This is a genomic window from Pseudomonas sp. GL_135, assembly GCF_057834665.1.
The window spans coordinates 3,280,275-3,306,491 of the sequence record NZ_CM174408.1; the positions used below are offsets into that span (position 1 = coordinate 3,280,275).

At 60.0% G+C, this 26,217-nt stretch carries 23 protein-coding genes; 3 read left to right on the forward strand and 20 right to left on the reverse strand.

The annotated features are described in order from the left end of the window. Window positions 1–302: 302 nt before the first annotated feature. From sucD to sdhC, 9 genes are all read right to left on the reverse strand, one after another. Complete coding sequence (gene sucD / locus AC3ISG_RS14485) at window positions 303–1,190, reverse strand: succinate--CoA ligase subunit alpha (RefSeq protein ID WP_037009399.1); 888 nt, start codon at window positions 1,188–1,190, stop codon at window positions 303–305. Then, window positions 1,190–2,356 carry an ADP-forming succinate--CoA ligase subunit beta gene (gene sucC / locus AC3ISG_RS14490; RefSeq protein WP_004882574.1) on the reverse strand — a complete coding sequence of 389 codons (1,167 nt, stop codon included), beginning with the start codon at window positions 2,354–2,356 and terminating at the stop codon, window positions 1,190–1,192. The genes sucD and sucC overlap by 1 nt, the downstream gene beginning before the upstream one ends. A 199-nt stretch (window positions 2,357–2,555) precedes the next feature. Next, window positions 2,556–3,992 carry a dihydrolipoyl dehydrogenase gene (lpdA, locus tag AC3ISG_RS14495; RefSeq protein ID WP_122538408.1) on the reverse strand — a complete coding sequence of 479 codons (1,437 nt, stop codon included), beginning with the start codon at window positions 3,990–3,992 and terminating at the stop codon, window positions 2,556–2,558. 172 nt (window positions 3,993–4,164) lie between these two features. Further along, window positions 4,165–5,409, reverse strand: coding sequence for a 2-oxoglutarate dehydrogenase complex dihydrolipoyllysine-residue succinyltransferase (odhB, locus tag AC3ISG_RS14500; RefSeq protein ID WP_272628838.1), 1,245 nt, complete (start codon window positions 5,407–5,409; stop codon window positions 4,165–4,167). Window positions 5,410–5,451: 42 nt separating this feature from the next. Next, window positions 5,452–8,283 (reverse strand): 2-oxoglutarate dehydrogenase E1 component, encoded by a 2,832-nt coding sequence (locus AC3ISG_RS14505; protein WP_489297277.1) that lies wholly within the window; start codon window positions 8,281–8,283, stop codon window positions 5,452–5,454. Between the two features lie 269 nt (window positions 8,284–8,552). Continuing rightward, the gene (locus AC3ISG_RS14510) at window positions 8,553–9,257 is read right to left on the reverse strand and encodes a succinate dehydrogenase iron-sulfur subunit (RefSeq protein WP_122538402.1); all 705 of its coding nucleotides are present in this window, start codon (window positions 9,255–9,257) and stop codon (window positions 8,553–8,555) included. Between the two features lie 11 nt (window positions 9,258–9,268). Beyond that, window positions 9,269–11,041: a succinate dehydrogenase flavoprotein subunit gene (sdhA, locus tag AC3ISG_RS14515; protein WP_489297278.1), complete on the reverse strand. Its 1,773-nt coding sequence runs from the start codon at window positions 11,039–11,041 to the stop codon at window positions 9,269–9,271. Window positions 11,042–11,044: 3 nt separating this feature from the next. After that, complete coding sequence (gene sdhD, locus AC3ISG_RS14520) at window positions 11,045–11,413, reverse strand: succinate dehydrogenase, hydrophobic membrane anchor protein (RefSeq protein ID WP_122538398.1); 369 nt, start codon at window positions 11,411–11,413, stop codon at window positions 11,045–11,047. Beyond that, window positions 11,407–11,781 (reverse strand): succinate dehydrogenase, cytochrome b556 subunit, encoded by a 375-nt coding sequence (sdhC, locus tag AC3ISG_RS14525; protein ID WP_122538396.1) that lies wholly within the window; start codon window positions 11,779–11,781, stop codon window positions 11,407–11,409. The genes sdhD and sdhC overlap by 7 nt, the downstream gene beginning before the upstream one ends. Window positions 11,782–12,143: 362 nt before the next feature. Here sdhC and gltA point away from each other — a divergent pair, with 362 nt between their 5' ends. After that, window positions 12,144–13,433: a citrate synthase gene (gene gltA / locus AC3ISG_RS14530; protein WP_037009384.1), complete on the forward strand. Its 1,290-nt coding sequence runs from the start codon at window positions 12,144–12,146 to the stop codon at window positions 13,431–13,433. Between the two features lie 84 nt (window positions 13,434–13,517). Here gltA and AC3ISG_RS14535 read toward each other — a convergent pair whose 3' ends face one another. The 9 genes from AC3ISG_RS14535 to AC3ISG_RS14575 form a co-directional block, all read right to left on the reverse strand. Further along, the gene (locus AC3ISG_RS14535) at window positions 13,518–14,126 is read right to left on the reverse strand and encodes an START domain-containing protein (protein ID WP_122624266.1); all 609 of its coding nucleotides are present in this window, start codon (window positions 14,124–14,126) and stop codon (window positions 13,518–13,520) included. A gap of 44 nt (window positions 14,127–14,170) precedes the next feature. After that, window positions 14,171–14,428: a YkgJ family cysteine cluster protein gene (locus AC3ISG_RS14540; protein ID WP_489297279.1), complete on the reverse strand. Its 258-nt coding sequence runs from the start codon at window positions 14,426–14,428 to the stop codon at window positions 14,171–14,173. A gap of 95 nt (window positions 14,429–14,523) precedes the next feature. Further along, window positions 14,524–15,201: a hypothetical protein gene (locus tag AC3ISG_RS14545; RefSeq protein WP_489297280.1), complete on the reverse strand. Its 678-nt coding sequence runs from the start codon at window positions 15,199–15,201 to the stop codon at window positions 14,524–14,526. Between the two features lie 155 nt (window positions 15,202–15,356). Then, on the reverse strand, window positions 15,357–16,796 hold the full coding sequence (locus AC3ISG_RS14550; RefSeq protein ID WP_122538388.1) for an aminotransferase-like domain-containing protein: 1,440 nt from the start codon (window positions 16,794–16,796) through the stop codon (window positions 15,357–15,359). 150 nt (window positions 16,797–16,946) lie between these two features. Continuing rightward, complete coding sequence (locus AC3ISG_RS14555; protein WP_122538387.1) at window positions 16,947–17,762, reverse strand: OmpA family protein; 816 nt, start codon at window positions 17,760–17,762, stop codon at window positions 16,947–16,949. Next, window positions 17,759–18,112 (reverse strand): DUF4398 domain-containing protein, encoded by a 354-nt coding sequence (locus AC3ISG_RS14560; RefSeq protein WP_489299541.1) that lies wholly within the window; start codon window positions 18,110–18,112, stop codon window positions 17,759–17,761. Before AC3ISG_RS14560 ends, AC3ISG_RS14555 begins: the two co-directional genes overlap by 4 nt. Window positions 18,113–18,133: 21 nt before the next feature. Further along, the gene (locus AC3ISG_RS14565; protein ID WP_489299542.1) at window positions 18,134–18,955 is read right to left on the reverse strand and encodes a substrate-binding periplasmic protein; all 822 of its coding nucleotides are present in this window, start codon (window positions 18,953–18,955) and stop codon (window positions 18,134–18,136) included. A 130-nt stretch (window positions 18,956–19,085) separates the two neighbouring features. After that, a complete protein-coding gene (locus AC3ISG_RS14570) occupies window positions 19,086–20,015 on the reverse strand; it encodes an electron transfer flavoprotein subunit alpha/FixB family protein (protein WP_122538382.1) in 930 nt (309 codons plus the stop codon). Continuing rightward, the gene (locus tag AC3ISG_RS14575; protein ID WP_065986283.1) at window positions 20,015–20,764 is read right to left on the reverse strand and encodes an electron transfer flavoprotein subunit beta/FixA family protein; all 750 of its coding nucleotides are present in this window, start codon (window positions 20,762–20,764) and stop codon (window positions 20,015–20,017) included. Before AC3ISG_RS14575 ends, AC3ISG_RS14570 begins: the two co-directional genes overlap by 1 nt. A gap of 561 nt (window positions 20,765–21,325) precedes the next feature. On the opposite strand from AC3ISG_RS14575, the gene AC3ISG_RS14580 reads away from it, so the two are divergent. Further along, on the forward strand, window positions 21,326–22,990 hold the full coding sequence (locus AC3ISG_RS14580; RefSeq protein ID WP_489297281.1) for an electron transfer flavoprotein-ubiquinone oxidoreductase: 1,665 nt from the start codon (window positions 21,326–21,328) through the stop codon (window positions 22,988–22,990). 235 nt (window positions 22,991–23,225) lie between these two features. Here the strand turns inward: AC3ISG_RS14580 and AC3ISG_RS14585 are convergent, their stop codons facing one another. Further along, window positions 23,226–24,131, reverse strand: coding sequence for an AraC family transcriptional regulator (locus AC3ISG_RS14585; protein WP_489297282.1), 906 nt, complete (start codon window positions 24,129–24,131; stop codon window positions 23,226–23,228). A gap of 178 nt (window positions 24,132–24,309) precedes the next feature. On the opposite strand from AC3ISG_RS14585, the gene AC3ISG_RS14590 reads away from it, so the two are divergent. Continuing rightward, complete coding sequence (locus tag AC3ISG_RS14590; RefSeq protein ID WP_172611782.1) at window positions 24,310–25,362, forward strand: NAD(P)-dependent alcohol dehydrogenase; 1,053 nt, start codon at window positions 24,310–24,312, stop codon at window positions 25,360–25,362. Window positions 25,363–25,406: 44 nt separating this feature from the next. Here AC3ISG_RS14590 and AC3ISG_RS14595 read toward each other — a convergent pair whose 3' ends face one another. Then, window positions 25,407–26,111 (reverse strand): AlgP family protein, encoded by a 705-nt coding sequence (locus tag AC3ISG_RS14595; RefSeq protein WP_489297283.1) that lies wholly within the window; start codon window positions 26,109–26,111, stop codon window positions 25,407–25,409. Window positions 26,112–26,217: the final 106 nt, after the last annotated feature.

The window sequence follows — 26,217 nt, forward strand, 5'->3', positions numbered from 1 at the left end:
CACTGCTGAATCGGAATTAAGAAGAGGATTTCCCTGAGGGTGGGGGAAATGCTGCCCGCCCTTTTAAGACAGACCCTGAGCGCGCTGCCGCTCCTTGTGGGAGCCGACTGCACAAAACGGCGGCTAGCCTACCCTATTTGGCGCACCGATACAGGGCGGTGCGACCACTCAACGCACGTTCGTGTCGCATATCAGAAATGTCTTACAGAATTAAGGTCAAAGCATCAGCGCAAATCGAAACGCCGGAAACGCAAAAGCCACCCGAAGGTGGCTTTTGTTGATCAAGCAGTGAGACGAAGGGATTAAGCCTTCTTCACTTCCCAACCGGTCAGCTCAGCCAGGGCTTTGCCGATGTCTGCCAGCGAACGCACGGTTTTCACGCCTGCGTCTTGCAGCGCAGCGAATTTCTCGTCTGCAGTGCCTTTGCCGCCAGAGATGATCGCGCCCGCATGGCCCATGCGCTTGCCCGGAGGAGCAGTCACACCAGCGATGTAGGAAACGACTGGCTTGGTCACGTGTGCCTTGATGTAGGCAGCCGCTTCTTCTTCAGCCGAACCGCCGATCTCACCGATCATGACGATCGCTTCGGTCTTCGGGTCTTCCTGGAACAGCTTCAGGATGTCGATGAAGTTCGAACCCGGGATCGGGTCACCACCGATGCCGACGCAGGTCGACTGACCGAAACCGGCGTCAGTGGTCTGCTTCACAGCTTCGTAAGTCAGGGTGCCGGAACGCGACACGATACCGACCTTGCCTGGCAAGTGAATGTGACCTGGCATGATGCCGATCTTGCACTCGCCCGGGGTGATGACGCCTGGGCAGTTAGGGCCGATCAGGACCACACCCAGTTCGTCGCACTTGACCTTGGCTTCGAGCATGTCGATGGTCGGGATGCCTTCGGTGATGCAGACGATCAGCTTGATGCCGCCGAACGCTGCTTCAAGGATGGAATCCTTGCAGAACGGAGCCGGAACGTAGATGACCGAAGCGGTTGCGCCGGTTTTTTCTACTGCTTCGGACACCGTGTTGAACACGGGCAGGTTCAGGTGCGTGGTGCCGCCCTTGCCTGGGGTCACGCCGCCAACCATTTTGGTGCCGTAGGCAATGGCTTGCTCGGAGTGGAAGGTACCCTGGGAGCCGGTGAAGCCCTGGCAGATAACCTTGGTGTCTTTATTGATCAGGACGCTCATTATTTGCCCTCCGCAGCTTTGACGACTTGTTGAGCAGCGTCGGTCAGGCTGGTAGCTGCGATGATGTTCAAGCCGCTTTCTGCCAGTACTTTAGCGCCCAGCTCAGCGTTGTTGCCTTCAAGGCGAACAACCACCGGGATTTTCACGCCGACTTCTTTCACGGCGCCAATGATGCCTTCGGCAATCATGTCGCAACGAACGATGCCGCCGAAGATGTTGACCAGTACTGCAGCGACGTTGGTGTCGGACAGGATGATCTTGAACGCTTCGGTAACGCGCTCTTTGGTTGCGCCGCCGCCTACGTCGAGGAAGTTGGCTGGCTTGCCGCCATGCAGGTTGACGATGTCCATGGTGCCCATGGCCAGACCGGCACCGTTGACCATGCAGCCTATGTTGCCTTCCAGTGCCACGTAGTTCAGTTCGAACTTGGCAGCGTGGGCTTCACGTGGGTCATCTTGCGATGGGTCGTGGAAAGCCTTCAGCTTTGGCTGACGGTACATGGCGTTGGCGTCGATGTTGATCTTGGCGTCGAGGCAGTGCAGATCGCCGTCAGCCTTGATGACCAGCGGGTTCACTTCCAGCAGGGCCAGATCGTGGTCCTGGAACAGCTTGGCCAGACCGGTGAAGATCTTGGCGAACTGAGTGACCTGCTTGCCTTCCAGACCCAGCTGGAAGGCCAGATCGCGACCCTGGAATGGCTGAGCGCCGACCAGTGGATCGATGGTGGCTTTGAGAATCTTCTCAGGCGTGTCGTGAGCGATTTTCTCGATGTCCACGCCACCTTCGGTGGACGCCATGAACACGATACGACGGCTCGAACGATCGACTACAGCGCCCAGGTACAGCTCTTTGGCGATGTCAGTGCACGATTCAACCAGGATCTTGGTGACCGGCTGACCGTTGGCATCAGTCTGGTAAGTGACCAGACGCTTGCCCAACCACTGTTGAGCGAACGCAGCGGCGTCTTCCTTGCTGCGAACCAGCTTGACGCCGCCCGCTTTACCGCGACCACCTGCGTGAACCTGGGCTTTGACGACCCACTCGGTTCCGCCGATCTTGTCGCACGCTTCTGCTGCTGCTTCCGGGGTGTCTACTGCATAGCCCTTGGAAACTGGCAGGCCGTATTCAGCAAACAGCTGCTTACCCTGATACTCGTGAAGATTCATGCTTATTACCGTCTTCGTTAGGTACTGCGCATTCGGTGCTGCTCGTCAAAGCGTGCCGCACCACCTGTGACCGCTTCTCCCGGAGAACGCCGGTCAGGCATCAAGCCTGCCCTGTGCTGCCAGGAGTTCGAGTCCAACGGACCTTCCGCGGTAAGCCCTGCGAGCAGGGCCTACGACGGGCGGACCGTCGTGGTTATTTTCAGCGTTTTTTCTTGTTCTGGATGTGGATGGCGCCGCCATTCACAGCCAGTGCCGCTTCGTGCAGCGCTTCGGACAGCGTCGGGTGGGAGAAGACCATCATGCCGATGTCTTCGGCACTGGTGCCGAACTCCATACCGATCGCGCCCTGCTGTACCAGCTCTGCAGCGCCCGGACCAATGACGTGTACACCCAGTACACGGTCGGTCTTGGCGTCAGCGATGACCTTGACGAAACCGCCGGTGTCATTCGCTGCCATCGCACGGCCGCTGGCCGCGAACGGGAACTGACCGACGTTGACTTCAACGCCTTCAGCCTTGAGCGTCTGCTCGGTTTTGCCGACCCAGGCGATTTCCGGGTGGGTGTAGATAACCGACGGAATCAGGTCGTAGTTCATCTGGGTCTTGTGACCCTTGATGCGCTCGACAACCATGATGCCTTCTTCGGACGCTTTGTGCGCCAGCATCAGACCACGAACCACGTCACCGATCGCGTACACGCCAGGAACGCTGGTCTCGCACTGCTCGTTGACGAAGATGAAACCGCGCTCGTCGATGTCGACACCGCTGTCGGCAGCCAGCAGCTCGGTGGTCACCGGGCGACGGCCCACGGCCACGATCACGCGGTCGAAGGTGATGTTCTGCTCGCCGTCCTTATCGGTGTAGGTCACGACGACTTCGTCGCCATTGACCTTGGAACCGGTGACGCGTGCGCCCAGCTTGATGTCCAGACCCTGCTTGGTGAAGGTCTTCTGCGCTTCTTTGGCAACGGCTTCGTCAGCGGCTGGCAGGAATTTCTCCAGGGCCTCGAGGACAGTTACCTTGGCACCCAGGCGAGCCCAGACCGAACCCAGTTCCAGACCGATGACACCAGCGCCGATGACGCACAGACGCTCAGGCACGGCCGGGAATTCCAGGGCACCTGTCGAATCGACGATGGTGACCTGATTGACCGGAGCCGGCGGAATGTCGATCGGACGCGAACCGGACGCCAGAATGATGTTCTCGGCTTCGATGACTTCGGTGGTGCCGTCTGGCTTGGTCAGCTCGACTTTCTTGCCGGCCAGCAGTTTGCCGTGGCCTTGCAGGGAAGTGACGCCGTTGGCCTTGAACAGGCTGGCGACGCCGCCGGTCAGGCCTTTGACGATCTGAGCCTTGCGACCAATCATGGCAGCAATGTCCATTTTCAGGTCGCTGAGCGAGATGCCGTGAACACCGAACTGGTTCTTGGCTTCGTAGAATTTCCAGGAGCTGTCCAACAGCGCCTTCGAAGGGATGCAGCCCACGTTCAGGCAGGTACCGCCAAGGGCCAGCTTGCCCTCCTTATCCTGATACTTCTCGATGCAGGCAGTCGTGAGACCGAGTTGCGCGGCCTTGATAGCGGCCACGTAGCCGCCAGGGCCTGCGCCAATCACTACCACGTCGAATTTCTGGGACATAGAAAAGAGTTCCTCTTTAGCTGCGAGCTTTAAGCCACAAGCTGCAAGCTGATCCGTGATGCTTTACAGACGAGTTGCAGCCTGTTCATTAGGATGTTGCGACGACCCAAGCGTTGGCGCCAGGCTGCTGTAACTTGCAGCTTGGCGCTTGCGGCTTGCAGCTGTCCTTGAATCAGATGTCCAGCAACAGACGAGCCGGGTCTTCCAGCAGGTTCTTGATGGTCACCAGGAACGTCACGGCTTCTTTACCGTCGATCAGGCGGTGATCGTAGGACAGCGCCAGATACATCATCGGACGGATGACGACCTGACCGTTGATCGCCATAGGACGCTGCAGAATGTTGTGCATGCCCAGGATGGCCGCTTGCGGCGGGTTGACGATCGGGGTCGACATCATCGAACCGAAAGTACCACCGTTGGTGATCGTGAAGGTACCGCCAGTCATCTCGTCGATGGACAGTTTGCCGTCGCGGGCTTTCTTGCCGAAGGTAGCGATGCCGCCTTCGATTTCAGCCAGGCTCATCTGCTCGGCATTGCGCAGCACCGGAACCACCAGACCTCGATCGCTCGATACGGCGACGCCGACGTCGGCATAACCGTGGTAAACGATGTCGGTGCCATCGATCGAAGCGTTGACCGCTGGGTAGCGTTTCAGCGCTTCGGTCGCGGCCTTGACGAAGAACGACATGAAGCCCAGGCGTACGCCGTTGTGGGACTTCTCGAACAGGTCCTTGTACTTAGAACGCAGCGCCATGACTTCGGTCATGTCGACTTCGTTGAAGGTGGTCAGCATCGCCATGTTCGACTGAGCTTCAACCAGACGCTCTGCCACCTTGGCGCGCAGACGGGTCATCGGCACGCGCTTCTCGGTGCGGTCGCCAACGGCAGCCACAGGCGCAGCGGCAGCAGCCGGTTTGGCGGCAGGTGCAGCGGCCGGCGCGGATTTCTTGGCTTCGATGGCGGCAACCACGTCTTCCTTGGTCACGCGGCCGTCTTTGCCCGTGCCTTTGACGCTGGACAGGTTGATGCCGTTTTCTTCGGCCAGCTTGCGGGCAGCCGGAGCGCCGATGGCGTCTTCGTCACCGGCACCAGCAGGTGCAGCGGCAGCCTGGGCCGGCGCAGCAGCCGGAGCCGATGCAGCAGCGGCTGGAGCGGCGGCAGCAGGAGCGGCAGCAGCACCGCCCGCTTCGATCGAGCCCAGCAACTGGTTCGACAGGACAGTGGCGCCCTCTTCGGCAACGATTGCGCCCAGTACGCCGTCAGCCTCGGCCAATACTTCCAGCACGACCTTGTCGGTTTCGATATCGACGATCAGGTCGTCACGCTTGACGGCGTCGCCCGGTTTCTTGTGCCAGGTGGCAACGGTGCCGTCGGCAACGGATTCCGGGAAAGAGGGGGCTTTGATCTCAATAGCCATTATCTGTAATTCCTTTAATTCGGTTTCTAGTGCGCGAAGGCGTTAAACGGAGAACGCGTCTTTCAGCAGTTTTTCCTGCTGCTCGGCGTGCATCGAAGCGTATCCACAAGCTGGGGCAGCGGAAGCATCACGGCCGGCATACTCGAGAACGAGGTTGCGGTTGTGATTGCCGATGCTGCGGCGCAGGTGGTGCTGACTGCTGTACCAGGCGCCCTGGTTCATCGGTTCTTCCTGACACCAGACCACGTTGGTCAGGTTGGTGTAAGGCGCGATGGCCTCCATCAGGTCGTCTTCCGGGAACGGATAGAGCTGCTCGAGACGCACGATAGCGATGTCTTCGCGGCCTTCGGCACGGCGTTTTTCCAGCAGGTCGTAGTAGACCTTGCCGCTGCACAGCACCAGACGCGTCACTTTCGCGGCATCGAGGGTGTCGATTTCCGGGATGACGGTCTGGAACGAGCCATGGGCCAGATCTTCCAGGGTCGACACGGCCAGCTTGTGGCGCAGCAACGACTTCGGCGTCAACACGATCAGCGGCTTGCGCAGCGGACGGATCACCTGACGGCGCAACAGATGGTAGATCTGAGCCGGGGTGGTCGGTACGCAGACCTGAATGTTGTGCTCGGCGCACAATTGCAGGTAACGCTCAAGACGTGCCGATGAGTGCTCCGGGCCCTGCCCTTCGTAGCCATGGGGCAACAGCATGGTCAGACCGCACAGACGGCCCCACTTGTGCTCGCCGCTGGTGATGAACTGGTCGATCACGACCTGCGCACCGTTGGCAAAGTCACCGAACTGGGCTTCCCAGATCACCAGCGCATTGGGCTGAGTGGTCGAGTAACCGTATTCGAACGCCAGCACGGCCTCTTCCGACAGGAACGAGTCGTACAGGTCGAAACGAGGCTGACCGGCGTACAGGTTCTGCAGAGGCACGTAGGTCGCGCCGTCTTTCTGGTTGTGCAGCACGGCGTGACGGTGCGAGAACGTACCGCGACCGACGTCCTGCCCGGTGATGCGCACCTGATGGCCTTCGAATGCGAGCGTTGCGTAGGCCATGGTTTCGGCATAACCCCAGTTGATCGGAAGGCCACCGACTTGCATCTTTTGGCGGTCTTCGTAGATTTTCTGGACCTGACGCTGAACCACGAAACCTTCCGGCACTTCCATCAGCTTGGCTGACAGCTCCTGCAAGGTCTTGAGGTCAAAACTGGTGTCATGACGTGCGGTCCACGCGTGACCCAGGTACGGACGCCAATCGACGAACAATTCCTTGTTCGGCTCTTTGACGAGACTTTTGACCACGTGCATGCCGTTGTCGAGCGCGTTGCGGTACTCGTCGACCTTGGCCTGGGCGGCTTCGGCGTTGAGAATGCCAGCGGTGGCCAGTGCATCGGCATACAGCTCACGGGTGGTGCGCTGTTTGGCAATCTGCTGGTACATCAGCGGCTGGGTGCCACTCGGTTCATCGGCTTCATTGTGGCCGCGACGACGGTAGCAAACCAGATCGATGACCACGTCACGCTTGAACTGCATGCGGTAGTCGATCGCCAGCTGGGTCACGAACAGCACAGCCTCAGGATCATCGCCGTTCACATGGAGGATCGGCGCCTGAATCATCTTGGCAACGTCGGTCGCGTACTCGGTGGAGCGCGAGTCTTCCTGCTTGCTGATGGTGAAGCCGACCTGGTTGTTGATCACGATGTGGATCGTGCCGCCCGTCTTGAAGCCACGGGTCTGCGACATCTGGAAGGTTTCCAGCACCACGCCCTGACCTGCGAACGCAGCGTCACCGTGAATAGAGATCGGCAGCACTTTCTCGCCAGTGGCGTCGTTGCGACGATCCTGACGGGCACGCACCGAGCCTTCGACCACAGGGGACACGATTTCCAGGTGGGAAGGGTTGAACGCCATCGCCAGGTGGACTTCGCCGCCGGTGGTCATCACGTTGGACGAGAAGCCCTGGTGATATTTAACGTCACCGGAACCCAGCTCGACCTTCTTCTTGCCTTCGAACTCGTCGAACAGGTCGCGCGGGTTCTTGCCGAAGGTGTTGACCAGCACGTTGAGACGGCCGCGGTGGGCCATGCCGATGACAACTTCCTTGGTGCCGTAGGAGCCGGAACGCTGAATCAGCTCGTCGAGCATCGGGATCAGGCTTTCGCCGCCTTCCAGACCGAAACGCTTGGTGCCCGGGTATTTGGTGCCCAGGTACTTTTCCAGACCCTCGCCCGCCGTCACACGCTCGAGCAGATGGCTCTTGATGTCGGCGGAATAGGCAGGACGGCCACGCACGCTTTCGAGGCGCTGCATGAACCAGTTGCGCTGGTTGGAATCGACGATGTGCGTGAACTCGGCGCCGATGGTGCGGCAATATGTCTGCTGCAACGCTTCGACGATTTCGCGTAGGCTCGCTTCTTCCTTGCCGATGAACAGGTCGCCGGCACGGAATGTGGTATCGAGGTCAGCGTTGGTCAAACCGTAATGGTTGATCGACAGGTCAGCTGGCGCAGTACGCTTCCACAGACCCAGAGGATCGAGTTGCGCACCCTGATGGCCGCGCATACGGAATGCCTGGATAAGTCGCAGCACTTCAACTTGCTTCTTTTCATGCTCGCTGCTCACGCTGCCGGCAGAGACCGGTTGGGCGCGGCGCTGGTTTTTCCCCAGCAACACAAAATGATCGCGAACCGTAGAGTGCGATACATCGGTGGCAGTGCTGCCGTCAGCCGGCAACGTCTGAAAATAGGTGCGCCACTCTTCTGGCACAGCGTTAGGGTCGTGCAGGTAGAGCTCGTAGAGCTCTTCCACATAGGCAGCGTTACCACCGGAAAGGTGGGCGCTGTTCCACATGCGCTGCATCACGCTTTCTTGCATGCTTGGTCACCCTCGATTAGGGGACACCATCGGCGTCGATGCCAGCGCAAACTTGAAAAGTCCATGTGCAGCGACTTCAAGTCACTAGGAATCACGCAGATAGTCCGGGTACCAGCCCGGATGCCCCTGCTGGTTTCATTTCTTCAAAATAAGAGCTGAAGCCATACGACAACTGCTCAGGTTAAAACTACGGCGCCGGTTGAAGCCTGCGCCGCAGCGTTTACGGGTGCTGCAGTAGCGGGTGCTGCGATGTTACAGGTGTGGCGAAGTCAGACACCGCTTTTGAGCAACATGTTGCGCACGTGACCGATAGCCTTGGTTGGGTTAAGGCCTTTCGGACACACGTTGACGCAGTTCATGATGCCGCGGCAGCGGAACACACTGAACGGATCGTCCATGGATGCCAGACGCTCTTGCGTTCTGGTGTCACGGCTGTCGGCCAGGAAACGATAGGCTTGCAGAATCGCAGCAGGACCCAGGAACTTGTCGGGGTTCCACCAGAAGGACGGGCAGGACGTCGAGCAGCAAGCGCACAGAATGCACTCGTACAGGCCGTCGAGTTTTTCCCGCTCTTCCGGGGTCTGCAGGCGCTCGATTGACGGAGCCGGCGTATCGTTCTGCAGGAATGGCTTCACCTTCTCGTATTGCTTGTAGAAGATGCTCATGTCGACGGCGAGGTCACGGATGACCGGCAGACCAGGAAGTGGGCGAACCACCAGCTTGTTGCCCTTGACCACCGCCGACAGCGGCGTGATGCAGGCCAGGCCGTTCTTGCCGTTGATATTCATGCCGTCGGAACCGCACACGCCTTCGCGGCACGAACGACGGTACGAGAAGCCTTCGTCCTGCTCTTTAACCAGAGCCAGGACGTCCAGCACCATCAGGTCTTTGCCACCGGTGTCGACCTGGAAATCCTGCATGAACGGCGCGGCGTCCTGATCAGGGTTGTAGCGATAAACACTGACTTGCAACATGGCGGTCACCCTTAATAAGTCCGAATCTTAGGTTCAAAAGTCGGAACAGTTTTCGGCGAGAAGTTCACGGCACGCTTGGCTACGCGCTTGTCACCCGGGAAATACAGGGTGTGGCACAGCCAGTTCTCGTCGTCGCGATCTTCGAAGTCTTCGCGGGCGTGAGCGCCTCGGGACTCCTTGCGATGCTCTGCGGCGATCGCCGTTGCTTCAGCGACTTCCAGCAGGTTTTGCAGCTCCAGCGCTTCGATCCGGGCAGTGTTGAACGCCTGGCTCTTGTCGTTGATCTTGACATTGGAAATACGCGTGCGCAGGTCAGCCAGCTGGGCAATACCCTTCTGCATGTATTCGCCGGTACGGAACACACCGAAGTAGTTCTGCATGCAGCTCTGCAGCTCTTTGCGCAGGGTTGCGACGTCTTCGCCATCGGTACGCGAGTTCAAGCCATTGAGGCGAGCCAGCGCGACGTCGATGTCGGTTTCGGAAGCCCGACGGTAGTCGACGCCGTCGTTGAGCGCCTGCTCCAGGTGCAGACCGGCAGCACGACCGAACACCACCAGATCGAGCAGCGAGTTGCCGCCCAGACGGTTGGCACCGTGTACCGAGACGCACGCCACTTCACCGACCGCGAACAGGCCGGGGATGATGGTGTCGACGCCGGCAGCGTCCTGGGTGATCGCCTGACCATGAATGTTGGTGGCCACGCCGCCCATCATGTAGTGGCAGGTCGGTACGACAGGGATCGGCGCAACGGCCGGGTCAACGTGTGCAAAGGTCTTGGACAGTTCCATGATCCCTGGCAGGCGGCTGTGCAGCACTTCTTCGCCGAGGTGATCGAGCTTGAGCATTACGTGGTCGCCGTCAGGACCGCAACCGTTGCCGGCGATGATCTCTTTAACCATCGAACGAGCCACAACGTCACGACCAGCAAGGTCCTTGGCGTTTGGTGCGTAGCGCTCCATGAAACGCTCGCCGTGCTTGTTGATCAGGTAGCCGCCTTCACCACGGCAACCTTCAGTGACCAGTACACCTGCGCCGGCGATGCCGGTTGGGTGAAACTGCCACATCTCGATGTCCTGAACCGGTACACCGGCACGCAACGCCATGCCCACGCCGTCGCCAGTGTTGATCAGGGCGTTGGTGGTGGAGGAATAGATGCGGCCGGCACCGCCGGTGGCCAGTACAGTCGCGTCGGCGCGAATGTAGGAGGTTTCACCGGTTTCGATGCAGATGGCGATGATACCGACGAACGCGCCGTCCTGGTTCTTCACCAGGTCAACTGCGTAGTACTCGTTAAGGAATACGGTGCCGGCTTTCAGGTTAGCCTGATACAGGGTGTGGAGCAGCGCGTGACCGGTTCGGTCGGCGGCCGCACAGGTACGTGCAGCCTGACCGCCCTTGCCGAAGTCTTTCGACTGACCGCCGAACGGACGCTGATAGATGCGGCCCTGCTCGGTACGGGAGAACGGCAGACCCATGTGTTCGAGCTCGAACACGGCTTCCGGGCCCACGGAACACATGTATTCGATAGCGTCCTGGTCACCGATGTAGTCGGAGCCCTTGACGGTGTCGTACATGTGCCAGCGCCAGTCATCGTTCGGATCGGCCGAGGCGATTGCGCAGGTGATGCCACCCTGGGCGGAAACGGTGTGGGAGCGAGTCGGGAAGACCTTGGTGACGACAGCGGTCTTGTGGCCGCCCTGAGCCAGCTGCAATGCGGCACGCATGCCCGCACCGCCGCCGCCAATGATAATGGCGTCGAATGAAAGCGTATTAATGTTAGCCATGAATCAGATACCCCAAAGAATCTGCACACCCCAGACGAAGTAAGCGAACATCGCAATGCCGCACACCGCCTGAAAAAGGAAACGCACCACTGTCGCGGACTTGCCCAGCGCCATCGGCGTCAGGTAGTCGGTCGCGATGGTCCACATGCCAACCCAGGTGTGAGCCGCCAGGGCTACAAGGGCCAACAGGCTGAAGATGCGCATTGCGTTATGGGAGAAGAGCGCGTGCCACGTGGCGTATTCGATGCCAGGGTGAGCGATCAGGTACCCGATCAGGAAAATGAAATAAGCCGCGAGTACGACGGCGGAGACGCGTTGCGCCATCCAGTCATACAGGCCCGAACGAGAAAGGTTGGTGACGTTGGTTACCATATCCACACTCCTGCCAGAACGATCACCACCACAGACACGGCGATAACGATTTTAGAGCCCAGCTTGCCGCCTTCCAGCGTCTCGCCAATGCCCGAGTCCATGATCAGATGACGGATGCCCGCCACCAGGTGATACAGCAGCGCGGACAGAAGAGCCCAGATCACAAACTTGGCCAGCGGACTGGTCAGCCCTGCTTTCACCGACGCGAAGCCTTCCTCGGAGTCGAGCGACAGGTCCAATGCATAGAGCATGATGGCAATGCCGACGAAGAGGATGACACCGGAGATACGATGAAGGATGGACGTGTAAGCAGTGATAGGGAGTTTGATGGTCCTTAGGTCTAGGTTTACAGGTCGTTGGCTTTTCACGGCTTTTTTTCACACTGAAGAGCCCTAACACTCAGGGCAAGTTGTTGGGAAGTGTACTGGTCAGGTACCCACTACCCAGGAAGTGACCAACCCCGTTGAATCGGGCCTGAAAGCCCCTGGCGGTCGGACGCCGAGTATAGACAGTTAGCCAACTAATGACAACGCGCAGACCCCGTCCCAAGGGTGGATTGCTTTAGCCCGATAATTGGCGTAAATGGCCCGTAATTTCGACGAAAATCCCCCGTTAAAGCCTTCTGCTACAAGACTTTTGGCAAATTGACTTTAGAATTTATCTCACTATAGTGATGCGGGCCCTGCGTGGGGGGTCTGTCTGATGATTTGAAGCATAATTAGGAGGCCACATGGCTGATAAAAAAGCGCAGTTGATCATCGAGGGCGCAGCCCCCGTCGAGCTGCCCATTCTGACCGGCACCGTTGGTCCCGATGTTATCGACGTACGCGGCCTGACTGCCACCGGACGCTTCACATTCGACCCAGGCTTCATGTCCACCGCTTCATGCGAATCGAAGATCACCTACATCGACGGTGATAACGGCATTCTCCTGCATCGCGGCTACCCGATCGAACAGCTGGCCGAGCAGTCGGACTACCTGGAAACCTGCTACCTGCTGCTCAACGGCGAACTGCCGACCGCCGAGCAAAAAGCCGAATTCGTCGTCACCGTGAAGAATCACACCATGGTGCACGAGCAACTGAAGACCTTCTTCAATGGTTTCCGTCGCGACGCCCACCCGATGGCCGTCATGTGCGGTGTGGTCGGCGCCCTGTCGGCGTTCTACCACGACTCGTTGGACATCAATAATCCGCAGCACCGTGAAATCTCCGCGATCCGTCTGGTCGCCAAGATGCCGACCCTGGCCGCGATGGTTTACAAGTACTCCATGGGTCAACCCATGATGTACCCGCGCAACGACCTCAGCTACGCGGAAAACTTCCTGCACATGATGTTCAACACGCCGTGCGAGATCAAACCGATCAGCCCGACGCTGGCCAAGGCCATGGACCGGATCTTCATCCTCCATGCCGACCACGAACAGAATGCCTCGACCTCCACCGTGCGCATGGCAGGTTCCTCGGGCGCCAACCCGTTCGCCTGCATCGCAGCCGGTATTGCTGCACTCTGGGGCCCTGCCCACGGTGGCGCGAACGAAGCCGTGCTGACCATGCTCGATGAAATCGGCGATGTGTCCAACATCGACACTTACATCGCCAAGGCCAAGGACAAGAACGATCCGTTCAAGCTGATGGGCTTCGGTCACCGCGTTTACAAGAACCGCGACCCGCGCGCCACCGTGATGAAACAGACCTGCGACGAAGTCCTGCGAGAGCTGGGCATCACCAATGACCCGCAGCTCGAGTTGGCCATGCGTCTCGAAGAGATCGCCCTGACCGACCCGTACTTCATCGAACGCTCGCTGTACCCGAACGTCGACTTCTACTCGGGCATCATCCTCAAGGCAATCGGCATCCCGACCAGTATGTTCACCGTGATTTTCGCCCTGGCGCGAACTGTCGGCTGGATCTCTCACTGGAAAGAAATGCTGTCGAGCCCGTACAAGATCGGTCGTCCACGTCAGCTGTATACCGGTGAAGTGTCGCGCGACATCGTTCCGCTGGCCGAGCGCAAGTAACTCGACAGCCACCTCGAAGACGCAAAAAAGGCTGCCCTGAGGCAGCCTTTTTAGTGTGTGGCTTTAACATGACAAGCGAACCGGTCAATTCTTCTCGGCTCGATCCTTCAGCGCTTTCAGAGTGTTGAACGGCGCGTCCACCACGAACTTGTTCGCCAGCCAGGATGGCACGCTGCCGCCGGGCTCGGTGTGAACTTGATAGGTGACCTCGGTCAGGTTGTCGCCCTTGGGCGCGAACTTCCAGAACCCTTCGACCTGCGCGACCCGCACGAAGCCCTTCTCTTCCGGGATGTACTTGGGCTCGCCTTCCAGCTCACGGGTCACACTGCCATCGGCGCCTTCCACCGTCGTCACTTTCAGCACCGAGTCCCGAGGCGTGACCGGCCACGGCGTGTTGAACTGGGAGTACGTCCAGGTCTTGTCGCCGTCGTGCTTGAGGATCTTCTGCAGCTTGCATTCGTGAATCCAGGCACACGCGCTGGCCACATCTTCCTGCAAAGCACGGAGCTTGCCGATGCTCGCCTTAATGGTGGTCACGCCCTGATAGGCCTTGTACTGCGATCCGGGCACATCGCTGAGGGAGACTTTGATGCCCTCCTCGTTCTTCGCGACTTTCCACTCTTCAGCCTGGGCCGACGCTGCGACCCATACAGTCAGTCCCAGCCCGAAAGCAATGCGGTACAGAGAACTCATAGGTTGTTCCTTATTGTTGAAGTTCAGTCACGACCGGTCGCGCTTCATGCCACCGATGTCATCTCTTCCCACCAGCCGATCAGTCGGATCGCTTCCTGCGGACTGGTACCACAGACCTCAGGCTCCGCCGCGAACTGGTCACACACCGCCGGCCTTCCCGGCTTTCCAAAAATGCCGCAGAGCATGTCCAGCGACAGGTGCAGACAGCGCACACCCGCAGGTTTGCCGTTGGGCATGCCGGGAATCGGTGAGGTGATGGACGGCGCGATGCAGCATGCGCCGCAGCCTGGACGGCATTCCATGAAGAGAACCTGCTGTGGCGGTGAGAACGATGGCAGGATCTTACGCGCTAAAACACACGTTTGAAATCGGGCGCTGAGACCGGGTCACGGGTTCATCACTTCTTGAATGTGAAATCCAGCGCAGCACCTTCCACGTCCTTGCGCGCCTCATTGCGCAACTGCAAGTCCATTTCGTTGCTCAGCAGACGGCCTTGCATCTGGAAGTCAGGGTCAGCGTTCGCGTCAGGAAACATTTTCGGAAGCAGGGGCTTGGCACCAGCTGAGGGCGCCTTGGCCTTCGACGCGGAGCTGATCACGTTAGCCGGCGGGGTCAGCTGCTTGACCATCTCAGGGGGCAGGCTAAGGTCCAGCGGCACTTTGTTCAGCTTGGTTTCTTTCACCACTTGGGACGCCGATTTGCTCTTGCTGGCCACTGGGGCACGCCGCGCCACTTCGGCATTGTCCGCTTTAACCTTGGCGGATTTGGCGTTGGAGCCCGCTGCCTTATCGTCAGTCGTCTTAGCGTTGGTAATCGCTCGCGGCGCTTCAACCGACGCCTTGCCCGAGGCGACAACCGGCACGGTCTTGATATTCGGCGTAAGGGCGTGGACCTCTGGCGCTTCAACCGCAGGCTTGTCCGGCACTGCAGACGAAGGCTCAGCTCCAGAGACAGGCTTCGCTGGCTCGGGGGACTCGTGCGACACAGCCCGCGCATCAGCACGGGCGCCGGCCGTCGACGCAGTGGCTTTCGCCGGTGGCGTGGGCGCTTTGTCGGCATCACAAGCGCTAAGCATCACCAACAACATCACACTTACACAACGCAGTGATTTCATAGTCTGAACGGCAGTAAGTAAGACAGGGCCATATGCTGGCCCTTTGCATGGCGACTGACAAGTTGGTCCTGTCTGCCTCCCCCTGTAACGTATGGAAAGCTGGCAACCTTACGAGTTCACCAGGATTGCCCGGCATCCTGGCACAGCTGCTTGGCGAGCATGCCCACTGTCATCAACGCCCTCTCCGCTTCACGGTTCCACGGCAGACCGCAATTGAGGCGAATGCAGTGATTGAACTGCTCCGTATTACTGAAAATCAGGCCGGGTGCGATGCTGATGCCCTGTTCCAGCGCACGCACGTGCAACTCCTGGGTGTTCACCCGCCCCGGCAGGCTGATCCACAGAATGAACCCGCCCGCAGGTCGACTGATCTGCGTGCCTTCCGGAAACATCTGCTGCACCGCCAGCTGAAACGCGCTGAGATTCTTGCGGTGCTCCTGGCGGATAAAGCGCAAGTGCCGGTCATACCCGCCGTTTTCGAGATAAGACGCCACCGCCATCTGCGTCACGCTGCACGCTGAGTGGGTGCTGAAGGTTTGCAGACGCTGGATTTCAGCCTGGTATTTCCCGGCGATCATCCAGCCAATACGCACCCCGGGCGACAGGGTCTTGGAGAAGCTGGAGCAGTAGATGACATGGCCCAGCCGGTCGAAGGCCTTCAAGGCCTTGGTCTTGTTCTGCTCGTACATCAACTCGCCGTAGATGTCGTCTTCGATGATTTGAATGTCGAAGTCCGACGCCAGGCGCAGCAGGTGTTTCTGCCGCTCTTCCGGCATGGTGCTACCCAGAGGATTGCTCAGCCGGGAGGTCATCACCAGCGCTTTGATCGACCATTGATTGGCAGCCAGCTGCAAGGCTTCAAGGCTGATGCCGGTGTTGGGGTCGCTGGGAATTTCGATGACTTTCAGGCCAAGCAGATCAGCCAGCTGCAGCAGGCCGTAGTAGGTCGGGGATTCTGCGGCGATCAGGTCGCCCGGACTGGTCAGCACCCGCAGTGACATTTGCAGCGCGTCGACGCAGCCATGGGTGATCACGACTTCAGACGGGTCGATCACCACGCCTGCGTCGCGCATGCGAATCGCCACCTGACGGCGCAGCGGCTCGAAGCCGGGGCTGAACATGTAATTGAATGCCCGAGGGCTTTGAAAGCGGGTGACCTTGGCCAGTTGCTGGTGCAACGCGCGCAGGGGCAGGTAATCAATGTGCGGGACCGCTGCGCCGAACGCGAACACCCCTTCCCGCCGTGCCTCGACCAGCACTTGTTGAATGATGCTGGCGCGGGTGACCAGGCCGGGGCGCTCCACCCGAGCGATATCGGGAGTCGCCGCCGTGAGGGCCGGGGTCTGGTGCACGTAGTAACCGGACTGCGGCCGCGCGCGGATCAAACCCTGGTCTTCAAGGTTGGCGTAGGCCTGCAGGACGGTGGCATGACTGACGTTGAGCTGGGAGCTCATCTTGCGCACGGACGGCACGCGTTCGCCTGGCTGATACACACCCCGGCGAATGTCTTCGGCCAGCTGTTGGGCGATGCGTTGGTACAGCAACAGACTGGTCATTTCGCGTCCCTCGATCCTGTGCTTTGATCTCGCATCCGCTGATCAAAAAGCAGGATCACCGGAACAGTTCGGAAGTGTACGGTGACAGTTCCTGTTCCGGCTAGAGGGCGCGGCGTTTGAATCACTCGGATTCCGACATTCCTCTGCGCCTTAGCGAGGCGCGCTCAAATGTCCCTTGTCGTCCGAGAAGACGATTTCGACACGGCGATTCTGGGCACGGCCGCTTTCAGAGGTGTTGGCGTCCACCGGGTACTGATCGCCGTAACCTTCGACCTGCATGCGGTCTTCCTCGATGCCCAGATCAGACAGCACGTCAGCAACGGCCTGCGCGCGGTCCTTCGACAGCGCAAGGTTTTCCCGAGCATCGCCTGTGCTGTCGGTGTAGCCCTCAATGCGCACCACACGTTTGGGATTGAATTGCAGGAACTGCACGACCTTCAGCACCGTGCGGTTGGCCGAGCTTTTCAGTTCGGCGCGGCCGGTATCAAACAGCATGTCGCCGAGGGTCATCACCAGCCCGCGCTCGTTCTGCTGTGTCGACAGGCTGATCACCTGATCTTCCGCCCACTTGCCTTGTTGCTGGGCACCGGCCAGCTTGGCTTCACGCAAGGCCAGCTGCAGGCGCTGACGCTCCAGTTCCAGTCGCGCGAGCTTTTCCTGATTCAACAGCAGCTTGCTGTGCTCCCGGGCGATCGCGCTGTAACGGCTGCTCAAGTACGCGTAATGACTGACGTCGTCAGCGCTGCCGATGTAGCTCGACAGGCGCTCGGCCCGGCCGAGCAATTCGCCGGCGCGGATGACATCCTTCGGCGCGCTGCGCAGGACATTGGTGTCTTCCTTGACCGTCTGGTAATCGGCAATGGCACCCTGCAACGACTGCTCACTGCTCTGGTGGCCGGCACAGCCAGCAAGACCGGCACTGGCCAGTAACAGACCGACACTGAGGCTTCGCGCAACGGTATTCATTGGCCAGCCCCCAACTGCTTGCGCAGGCGCTCAAGGCGGGTGTTGACCTGAGCCACCTGCGCTTCGCTCTTCTGGGTCAACACTCGGGCCTCGGCCAGACGCGCGTCCAGCTCGGCCTGTTCGGCCTGCATGCGCGCATCCTTGTAGGACTTGTCCGCCATATCGGCGCGGGCCTGGGTCAGCTTCGCCTGGGCTGTCACCAAGTCCGGTTCTTCATCTGTAGCACCGACTGCAGTGGCCTGGGCGACCGCCTGTTCGGTGAGTTTGAGTTGTTCGGTGGGCGCCGGGTCGTTGGCACAGCCGCCGAGGGCGGCGAGCACAACAGCGCCGAATACAGGCTGGATTTTCAAGAGAAAGCTCAAAACACATTCCTACTGATGGAGGGCATTGCCGGACTGCTGCAATTGGTTTTTCCACAGGTCCAGATTGCGCGTTACGGCTTCACCGGAGCGACCGGAAGCCGCCAATTCTGTCATTTTTTTCGCCAGCTGTCCGCGCAGCCATGGATCGTTGCAAGCCGAATTGAACGACAACGCCAGATAAAACCCCGGATGATCGAGAACCGCGGGCTGGGCTTGCAGGTCTTTGGCGATGTCCAGCGCCTGGGTCACAGCCATCCCGGCGTAGCGGCCGGCCAGGACAAATTCGACCTGCCCCGCCGCCAGTTTCTGAAAGGCCTGAACGAGACTGGCCTGCTTCTCCAGCGTCAACTGCGCTCTGATTGCCTGATCGAATTCGGCGGTCACCCGGGTCTTCTCTGACATGGCCCCAGGATGGCCCTGCAGATCGGCCAGTGAGTTGAACGGTTGCTCGTGGCCGTTGCGGGTCCAGACCATGATGTCGTTCTGGGCGATGGGCGGGTGGATAAAGTCCAGGGATTCCAGCTCGGCGCTGTTGAACGGCGTGTCGGCGAGCATGTCCATGCGCCCGGTGCGCACTTCCTCAAGGGCCTGGCTGCGCTTGCCGCCATACAACAGCTCGACCTTGACGCCGACCTGCTGCGCGACCTCCTTGAGCAAGTCGGCATTGGCGCCCATCAGGTGTTTGGGGTCTTGGGGGTCGCGCCACAGGTACGGCGGCGCATCCGGGCTGCCGGTGACAATCAGCCGGTCACACTTGCCCGCAGACCAGGCCAGCGACGGCAGCAACAGCAACCCGCCCAGCAGTGAAGCCAGCGTCTGCTTTGGCGACAACATGACGACGTCCTTTTTTCAGCCCATAAAAAAACCCGTCAGATCCGACTGCCTGAGCGCTGGTTCATCAAGTGAACACGCTTGCGGCAGCCCGAACGAACGGGTTCTCTTTATAAGTCAGGGAAGTGGATTAAACCAGCTTCTCCAACTCGGGGATCGCTTCGAACAGATCCGCGACGAGACCGTAATCCGCCACCTGGAAGATTGGCGCTTCTTCGTCCTTGTTGATCGCGACGATCACTTTGGAGTCCTTCATGCCTGCCAGATGCTGGATCGCGCCGGAGATGCCGACCGCGATGTACAGCTGTGGCGCGACGATCTTGCCGGTCTGGCCGACCTGCATGTCGTTGGGCACAAAGCCTGCGTCGACGGCCGCGCGGGAAGCGCCGACCGCTGCACCCAGCTTGTCAGCCAAGGTGTAGAGGTGCCTGAAGTTGTCGCCGTTCTGCATGCCGCGGCCGCCGGAAACAACGATCTTGGCAGCGGTAAGTTCCGGACGGTCGGACTTGGCCAGCTCTTCGCTGACGAAAGACGACTTGCCCGCATCGTGAGCTGCGCTGACGGCTTCAACAGACGCAGAACCACCTTCAGCTGCCACGGCGTCAAAGCCGGTAGCCCGAACGGTGATGACCTTCACGGCGGCCGACGACTGAACGGTCGCAATGGCGTTGCCCGCATAGATCGGGCGCTTGAAGGTGTCAGCGCTTTCAACCGAGATGATCTCGGAGATCTGGTCGACGTCCAACTGGGCGGCAACACGCGGCAGGATGTTCTTGCCGTTGGAGGTTGCAGCGGCCAGCACGTGGCTGTAGGCCGAAGCCAGCTCGACGACCAGCGGGGCGACGTTTTCCGGCAGTTGGTGTTCGTAGGCCGCATTGTCAGCCACGAGGACCTTGGACACGCCTGCGATTTTTGCAACAGCTTCGCCAACGGCACCGACATTGTGGCCCGCGACCAGAACGTGAATGTCACCACCGATCTTGGCAGCCGCGGCAACGGTGTTGAGGGTGGCGGGAGCGATTGCGCCGTTTTCGTGCTCAGCGATAACCAGGGTCGTCATCAGATCACCTTCGCTTCGTTTTTCAGTTTATCAACCAGTTCAGCAACCGACTTGACCTTGATGCCTGCGCTGCGGGCAGCCGGAGCTTCAACCTTCAGGGTCTTGTTGGTGGACGCAATCGAAACACCCAACGCATCAGGGGTCAGCACTTCGAGCGGCTTTTTCTTGGCTTTCATGATGTTCGGCAGCGACGCGTAGCGCGGCTCGTTCAAGCGCAGGTCGGTAGTGACAATGGCCGGCAGCTTGAGGGAAACGGTCTGCGCGCCCGCGTCGATTTCACGGGTGACATTGACGCTGTCGCCGGAGACTTCGACTTTCGAGGCGAACGTGCCTTGAGCATAGCCGCTCAGCGCAGCCAGCATCTGGCCGGTCTGGTTGTTGTCGCTGTCGATTGCCTGCTTGCCGAGGATGACCAGCTGCGGCTGCTCCTTGTCGACAACGGCCTTGAGCAACTTGGCCACTGCCAGGGAGGTCAGTTCGTCAGCGGATTCTACGAGGATGGCGCGATCGGCACCCAGTGCCAGCGCGGTGCGCAGTTGCTCCTGAGCCGTGGTCGGACCGATGGAAACGACAACGATCTCGGTCGCAACGCCCTTCTCTTTCAGGCGCACGGCTTCTTCTACAGCGATTTCGCAGAAGGGGTTCATCGACATTTTAACGTTGGCGAGATCGACGCCGGAGTTGTCCGCTTTGACGCGAACCTTGACGTTGTAGTCGACCACTCGTTTGACAGCTACAAGAACCTTCATGGATTCCTCGTTTCTCTCCGGTGAAAAGAAAATCGCCAGGCCATGCCCGGCGATGGGTACTCGTCAGTGTAAAGAACACCTGTGAAAACAACGTATTCGCGGTTGCCGAATGCGGATGTCAGCAAAAGCGGCGACGCTACGGCGGCAATCCAAGCCAGACGTTGATCGCCCGTGTAAACTGCAGCGCGCCGCCAGCGTGGGGCTGAAGGTGGTGCGGAGGCGATGCTCACGTTGCTTTTAGCGGTGTTCTGCTGCCAACGGGTTTGTACCGGCAGCCGAGGCGAACAGCCAGCTGGGGCGAGTGCAAAACCGCCCGTATCTTGACCGCAACGTCTGGTCGGGTCAATACGACATAAACGCCAGTCACAAGCCGCCTCACCATGATTTATCAGGGTTTCGGCCGATTCAAACAAACGTTTGTATTGGACCTGCGAGGTGGTGTAGATATAATGCGCGCCTTCACAATGACGCCCGGGTGAACGACCTTCCCGGTGTCGGTTTTAGCCATCTATAAAAATACGTCTAAAAATACGCCGTTGAGCCTTGAGTAGGAGATAGCCTGTGGAACGCGAATTTATGGAGTTCGACGTCGTCATCGTCGGAGCCGGGCCCGCCGGGCTGTCTGCCGCTTGCCGCCTGAAACAGAGAGCCGCTGACGCCGGTCAGGAAATCAGCGTCTGCGTCGTGGAAAAAGGCTCCGAGGTCGGTGCCCACATCCTCTCCGGCGCCGTGTTCGAACCCCGAGCCCTCGACGAACTCTTCCCTGACTGGAAAGCCCTCGGCGCCCCGCTCAACACCCCGGTCAAAGGCGACGACATCTACGTGCTGACCGGTGCCGACGCCAGCCAGAAAGTCCCGGGGGCACTCGTTCCCAAGACCATGCACAACGAAGGCAACTACATCATCTCCCTGGGCAACCTGTGCCGCTGGATGGCGCAGCAGGCCGAGAACCTGGGCGTCGAAATCTACCCGGGCTTCGCGGCTCAGGAAGCGCTGATCGATGAAAGCGGCGTGGTGCGCGGGATTCTCACTGGCGACCTGGGCGTTGACCGTGAAGGCAATCCGAAAGAAGGCCTGTACACCCCCGGCATGGAGCTGCGCGGCAAGTACACGCTGTTCGCCGAAGGCTGCCGTGGTCACATCGGCAAGCAACTGATCAACCGCTTCAACCTCGACAGTGAGGCCGACGCCCAGCATTACGGCATCGGCTTGAAGGAAATCTGGGAAGTCGATCCGGCCAAACACCAGCCAGGACTGGTGGTGCACACCGCCGGTTGGCCGCTGGATATCATGGGCACTGAAAACACCGGCGGCTCGTTCCTTTACCACCTGGAAAATAATCAGGTCGTGGTCGGGCTGATCGTGGATCTGTCCTACGCCAACCCGTACCTGTCGCCGTTCGATGAATTCCAGCGCCTCAAGCACCACCCGGTCCTCAAGCAATACCTGGAAGGCGGCAAGCGCATCAGCTACGGCGCGCGGGCCATCTGCAAGGGCGGCCTGAATTCGCTGCCGAAGATGATCTTTCCCGGTGGCGCGCTGATCGGTTGCGACCTGGGCACGCTGAACTTCGCCAAGATCAAGGGCAGCCACACCGCCATGAAGTCCGGCATGCTCGCCGCTGAAGCAGTGGCGGATGCGTTGTTTGCCGGCAGCGAGGGTGGCGACGCGCTGAACGACTACGTTGAAGGTTTCAAAGCCAGCTGGCTGCACGAAGAGCTGTTCGCCAGCCGCAACTTTGGCGCGGCTGTTCACAAGTTCGGCGCCATCTTCGGTGGCGCGTTCAACTTCATCGATCAGAACCTGTTCGGCGGCAAGATCCCCTTCACCCTGCACGACACCAAGCCGGACTACACCTGCATGAAGCTGGCGGCCGACTCGAAGAAGATCGACTACCCGAAACCCGACGGCAAGTTGAGCTTCGACAAGCTGAGTTCGGTGTTCATCTCCGGCACCAACCACGAAGAAGAACAGCCCTGCCACTTGAAGCTGAAGGACCCGAGCATCCCGATCAGCGTCAACCTGCCCAAGTGGGATGAGCCTGCTCAGCGGTACTGCCCGGCCGGGGTTTACGAGGTGGTGACCCAGGAAGACGGCACAAAACGCTTCCAGATCAACGCGCAGAACTGCGTCCACTGCAAGACCTGCGACATTAAGGATCCATCGCAGAACATCACGTGGGTAGCACCAGAAGGCGCAGGCGGGCCGACCTATCCCAATATGTAAGGGAAGCGGCAAGCTTCAAGCTTTGAGCTGCAAGCTTCCCGGCTGAATCCGGTCCTACTGACACTGCGCGTGTTCAGTGGGACCGGCTTTAGCCGGGAAGGCGTCGGCGGCCACATCGCACCATTGATGGTGTGCACGCTGGCCTCTTCCCGGCTGAAGCCGGTCCCACAAAGACACCGCGTACCCTTGTAGGACCGGATTTAGCCGGGAAGCTTTTAAGGTTCAGCAACCACCCTCACGCCGATATCTTCAACCGCTCGCCCTCATCCCCCGGATTGCGCTCGAAGTAGCGTTTGTACTCGCGACTGAATTGCGAGGTGCTCTGATACCCGACCTTGTGCGCGACCTGCGCCACCCCCATGCCTTCGCCGATGAGCATCTGTTGAGCCTTGAGCAGCCGCACGCGCTTCAAGTACTGCACGGGTGACAGCAGCGTGCTGCGTTTGAAATGCTCATGGAAGGTTGAAGCGCTCATGTTGGCGCAGCGAGCCAGATCCTCGACGCTCAATGCCTCGTCGTAATGGTCGCGCAGGTAGTGCAACGCCGCCGCAATACGGGCGAAGTGACCGGTCTGCTCGACCAACGCCCGCAGCACACCGGCTTGCGGACCGCGCAACGCGGCGTACACCACTTCCCGAACCCGGGCCTGGCCCATCACTTGCGCGTCGAGTGGATCGTGCAGACAGCGCAACAACCGCTCGACACTCTCGCGCATCGGCGCATCCAGCTCGGCGGACGTCATGGACTCCGGCGTCTGCGCCCTGACCTTGACGTTCGGCGCCTCGCCCATGGCCTGAACAAGCTCACCCAACAGAGCCCGATCAATTGATACGGCGACGCCATACATCGGCGCCTCGGCCGTCGCGAAGGTTTCGCACATGAACGGCACGGACAACGCCTGCACCAGATAATGACCGGCGCCGTATTCCAGGGTTCGCGGGCCCAGGCGCGCGAGCTTGCTGCCCTGGGCAATGATCACCAGGCTGGGTTCGTAGATCTGCGGGCTGCTGGCGACGTAGTAATCCCACGACATCGCCTGCACGCCCGGGACGAGGGTGTCGACGAAACCCGGGCGCGGTGCCAGTGGCTTGATGAGGGAGACCAACGCAGTGTTGGCATCGGAATGGGAAAGAGGAGACATGGGCAGCCATACGGAGGATTTGACACCGCTATCATCGCAGATCAGCAGCGTGACGCCCTACCCGATCTGTGAAATCCGGAGGATCAGGCATGACAGACGGAGGAATGACCATGGCCGCCGATGCCCTGCCTGAGGACAATACATCGCCTCAACCGTTATCGTTTTTGCGAGGTTCTTCATGTACACAGCCATCGGTTACGCCGCCCAGTCCGCCACCACCCCCCTCGCCCCCATGACGTTCAGCCGCCGCAGCCCGCGGCCGGACGACGTGGCCATCGAGATCCTGTACTGCGGCGTCTGCCACTCCGACATCCACCAGGCGCGCAACGAGTGGGGCATCGCTGTTTACCCCCTCATGCCGGGTCATGAGATCGTCGGCAAGGTCACCGAAGTCGGCGCCAACGTCAGCAAGCACAAAGTCGGCGATCTGGTCGGCGTCGGCTGCATGGTCGATTCCTGCCGCCAGTGCGAAGCCTGCGCCCGCGACCTCGAGCAGTATTGCCTCGAAGGCGCGACCATGACCTACGCCACTCCGGACCGCGTCGACGGCAGCAACACCATGGGTGGCTATTCCAACAGCATCGTGGTCAGCGAGCACTTCGTCGTGCGTATCCCGGAGAAACTCGACCTGGCCGCTGCCGCACCGATCCTGTGTGCCGGTATCACCACCTATTCGCCGCTCAAGCATTACGGCGTCAAGGCCGGCGATAAAGTGGGTGTGCTGGGCATGGGCGGTCTGGGCCACATGGGCATCAAGTTCGCCAAGGCCATGGGCGCGGAAGTGACGCTGTTCACCCGCTCGGCGAGCAAGGCCGAAGAAGGTCGTCGTCAGGGTGCTGACCACGTCATCGTCTCGACGGATGCCGAGCAGATGAAAGCGGCTGCCGGTCATTTCGACTTCCTGCTGGACACCATTCCGGTGCAGCACGACCTGAATCCCTACCTCGAAACCCTGCGATTTGACGGCGTGCACATTCTGGTCGGCCTGATCGAACCCGTGGACCCGGCGCTGCATGCCGCCAATCTGGTGATGAAGCGTCGCGTGCTGGCGGGCTCACTGATCGGCGGCATCGCCGAAACCCAGGAGGTGCTGGATTTCTGCGCCGAGCACGGCATCACCTGCGATATCGAGATGCTCGATATCAAGCACATCAACGAGGCCTACAGCCGCATGATCGCCGGTGACGTGAAATACCGTTTCGTGATTGATATGGCCACGTTGAAGGCCTGATCCATCGGTTCGCCCCGCGGAATGCGGGGCGAACGGCGACACCCCTACCGCGAGCGTTCAAGCCACTCCGGCTGGAGCGCTGATTCAGCATGAGGCGCCTCATCCGGCTCGGGCGCAGCGCTGGCCTCGGCGACCCCGTGGGCCAATGGTGCAACCTCGCTGGGTGCATGCTTTCGTCCCTTGACCACCGTCACCGTAGGCGTGGCGACCACCGCATTAGCCATGGCTTTCAGTGCCGTGGCCTCCCTCGTGGCGCGGCGAGCCGCAGCCGAAGGCTTCACGGCAGACCTGGCGGTCGCCTCCGTTTGTACGGCTGGCGAGGTAGCTCCGCTGATTTCGAGTTGGCCGAGCTCGCGCTGGCGCAGCATTTCGCTGGCAGCTGCACGCACCTCGCCCACGCCCTGCAATAACGCCAGGCTTACGTGGACGTCGTGCTTGAAGTCGCGGAGGTAGTACCGGGTTTCATCAGCCTGACGCTGCATGTCAACCAAAGCTGTCTCCAGCAGTGCAATAGTGGCCCGCAGCTTCATCTGTTTTTTGCGTTTTCCGGCTGGCGCGGAGTCGAGACGGTCCCGCTGCTTGCCAAGCTTCTTCTCCACCTTGCTGTGTTTCTTTTCGAGCTTGGCGAGCTTTTTTTCCGCCCCGGCGAGGGCTTGCCCACAGGCGTGCTCAAAATGCTCCAGCAAGATTGTGGCCAGCTCCTGAAGCAGCTGCAGTGGTGTGAGCTCAGTTTTTTGTTTATTCGCCATACCAGCCTCCCCTTCCCGAATCGCCTGTGCCCTGGCCGGTCGGCCAATGGCGTCTGAACAGTTAAGACCGCGGGTCGGGGTTATGGTTGGGTCGATCACGAGCCGC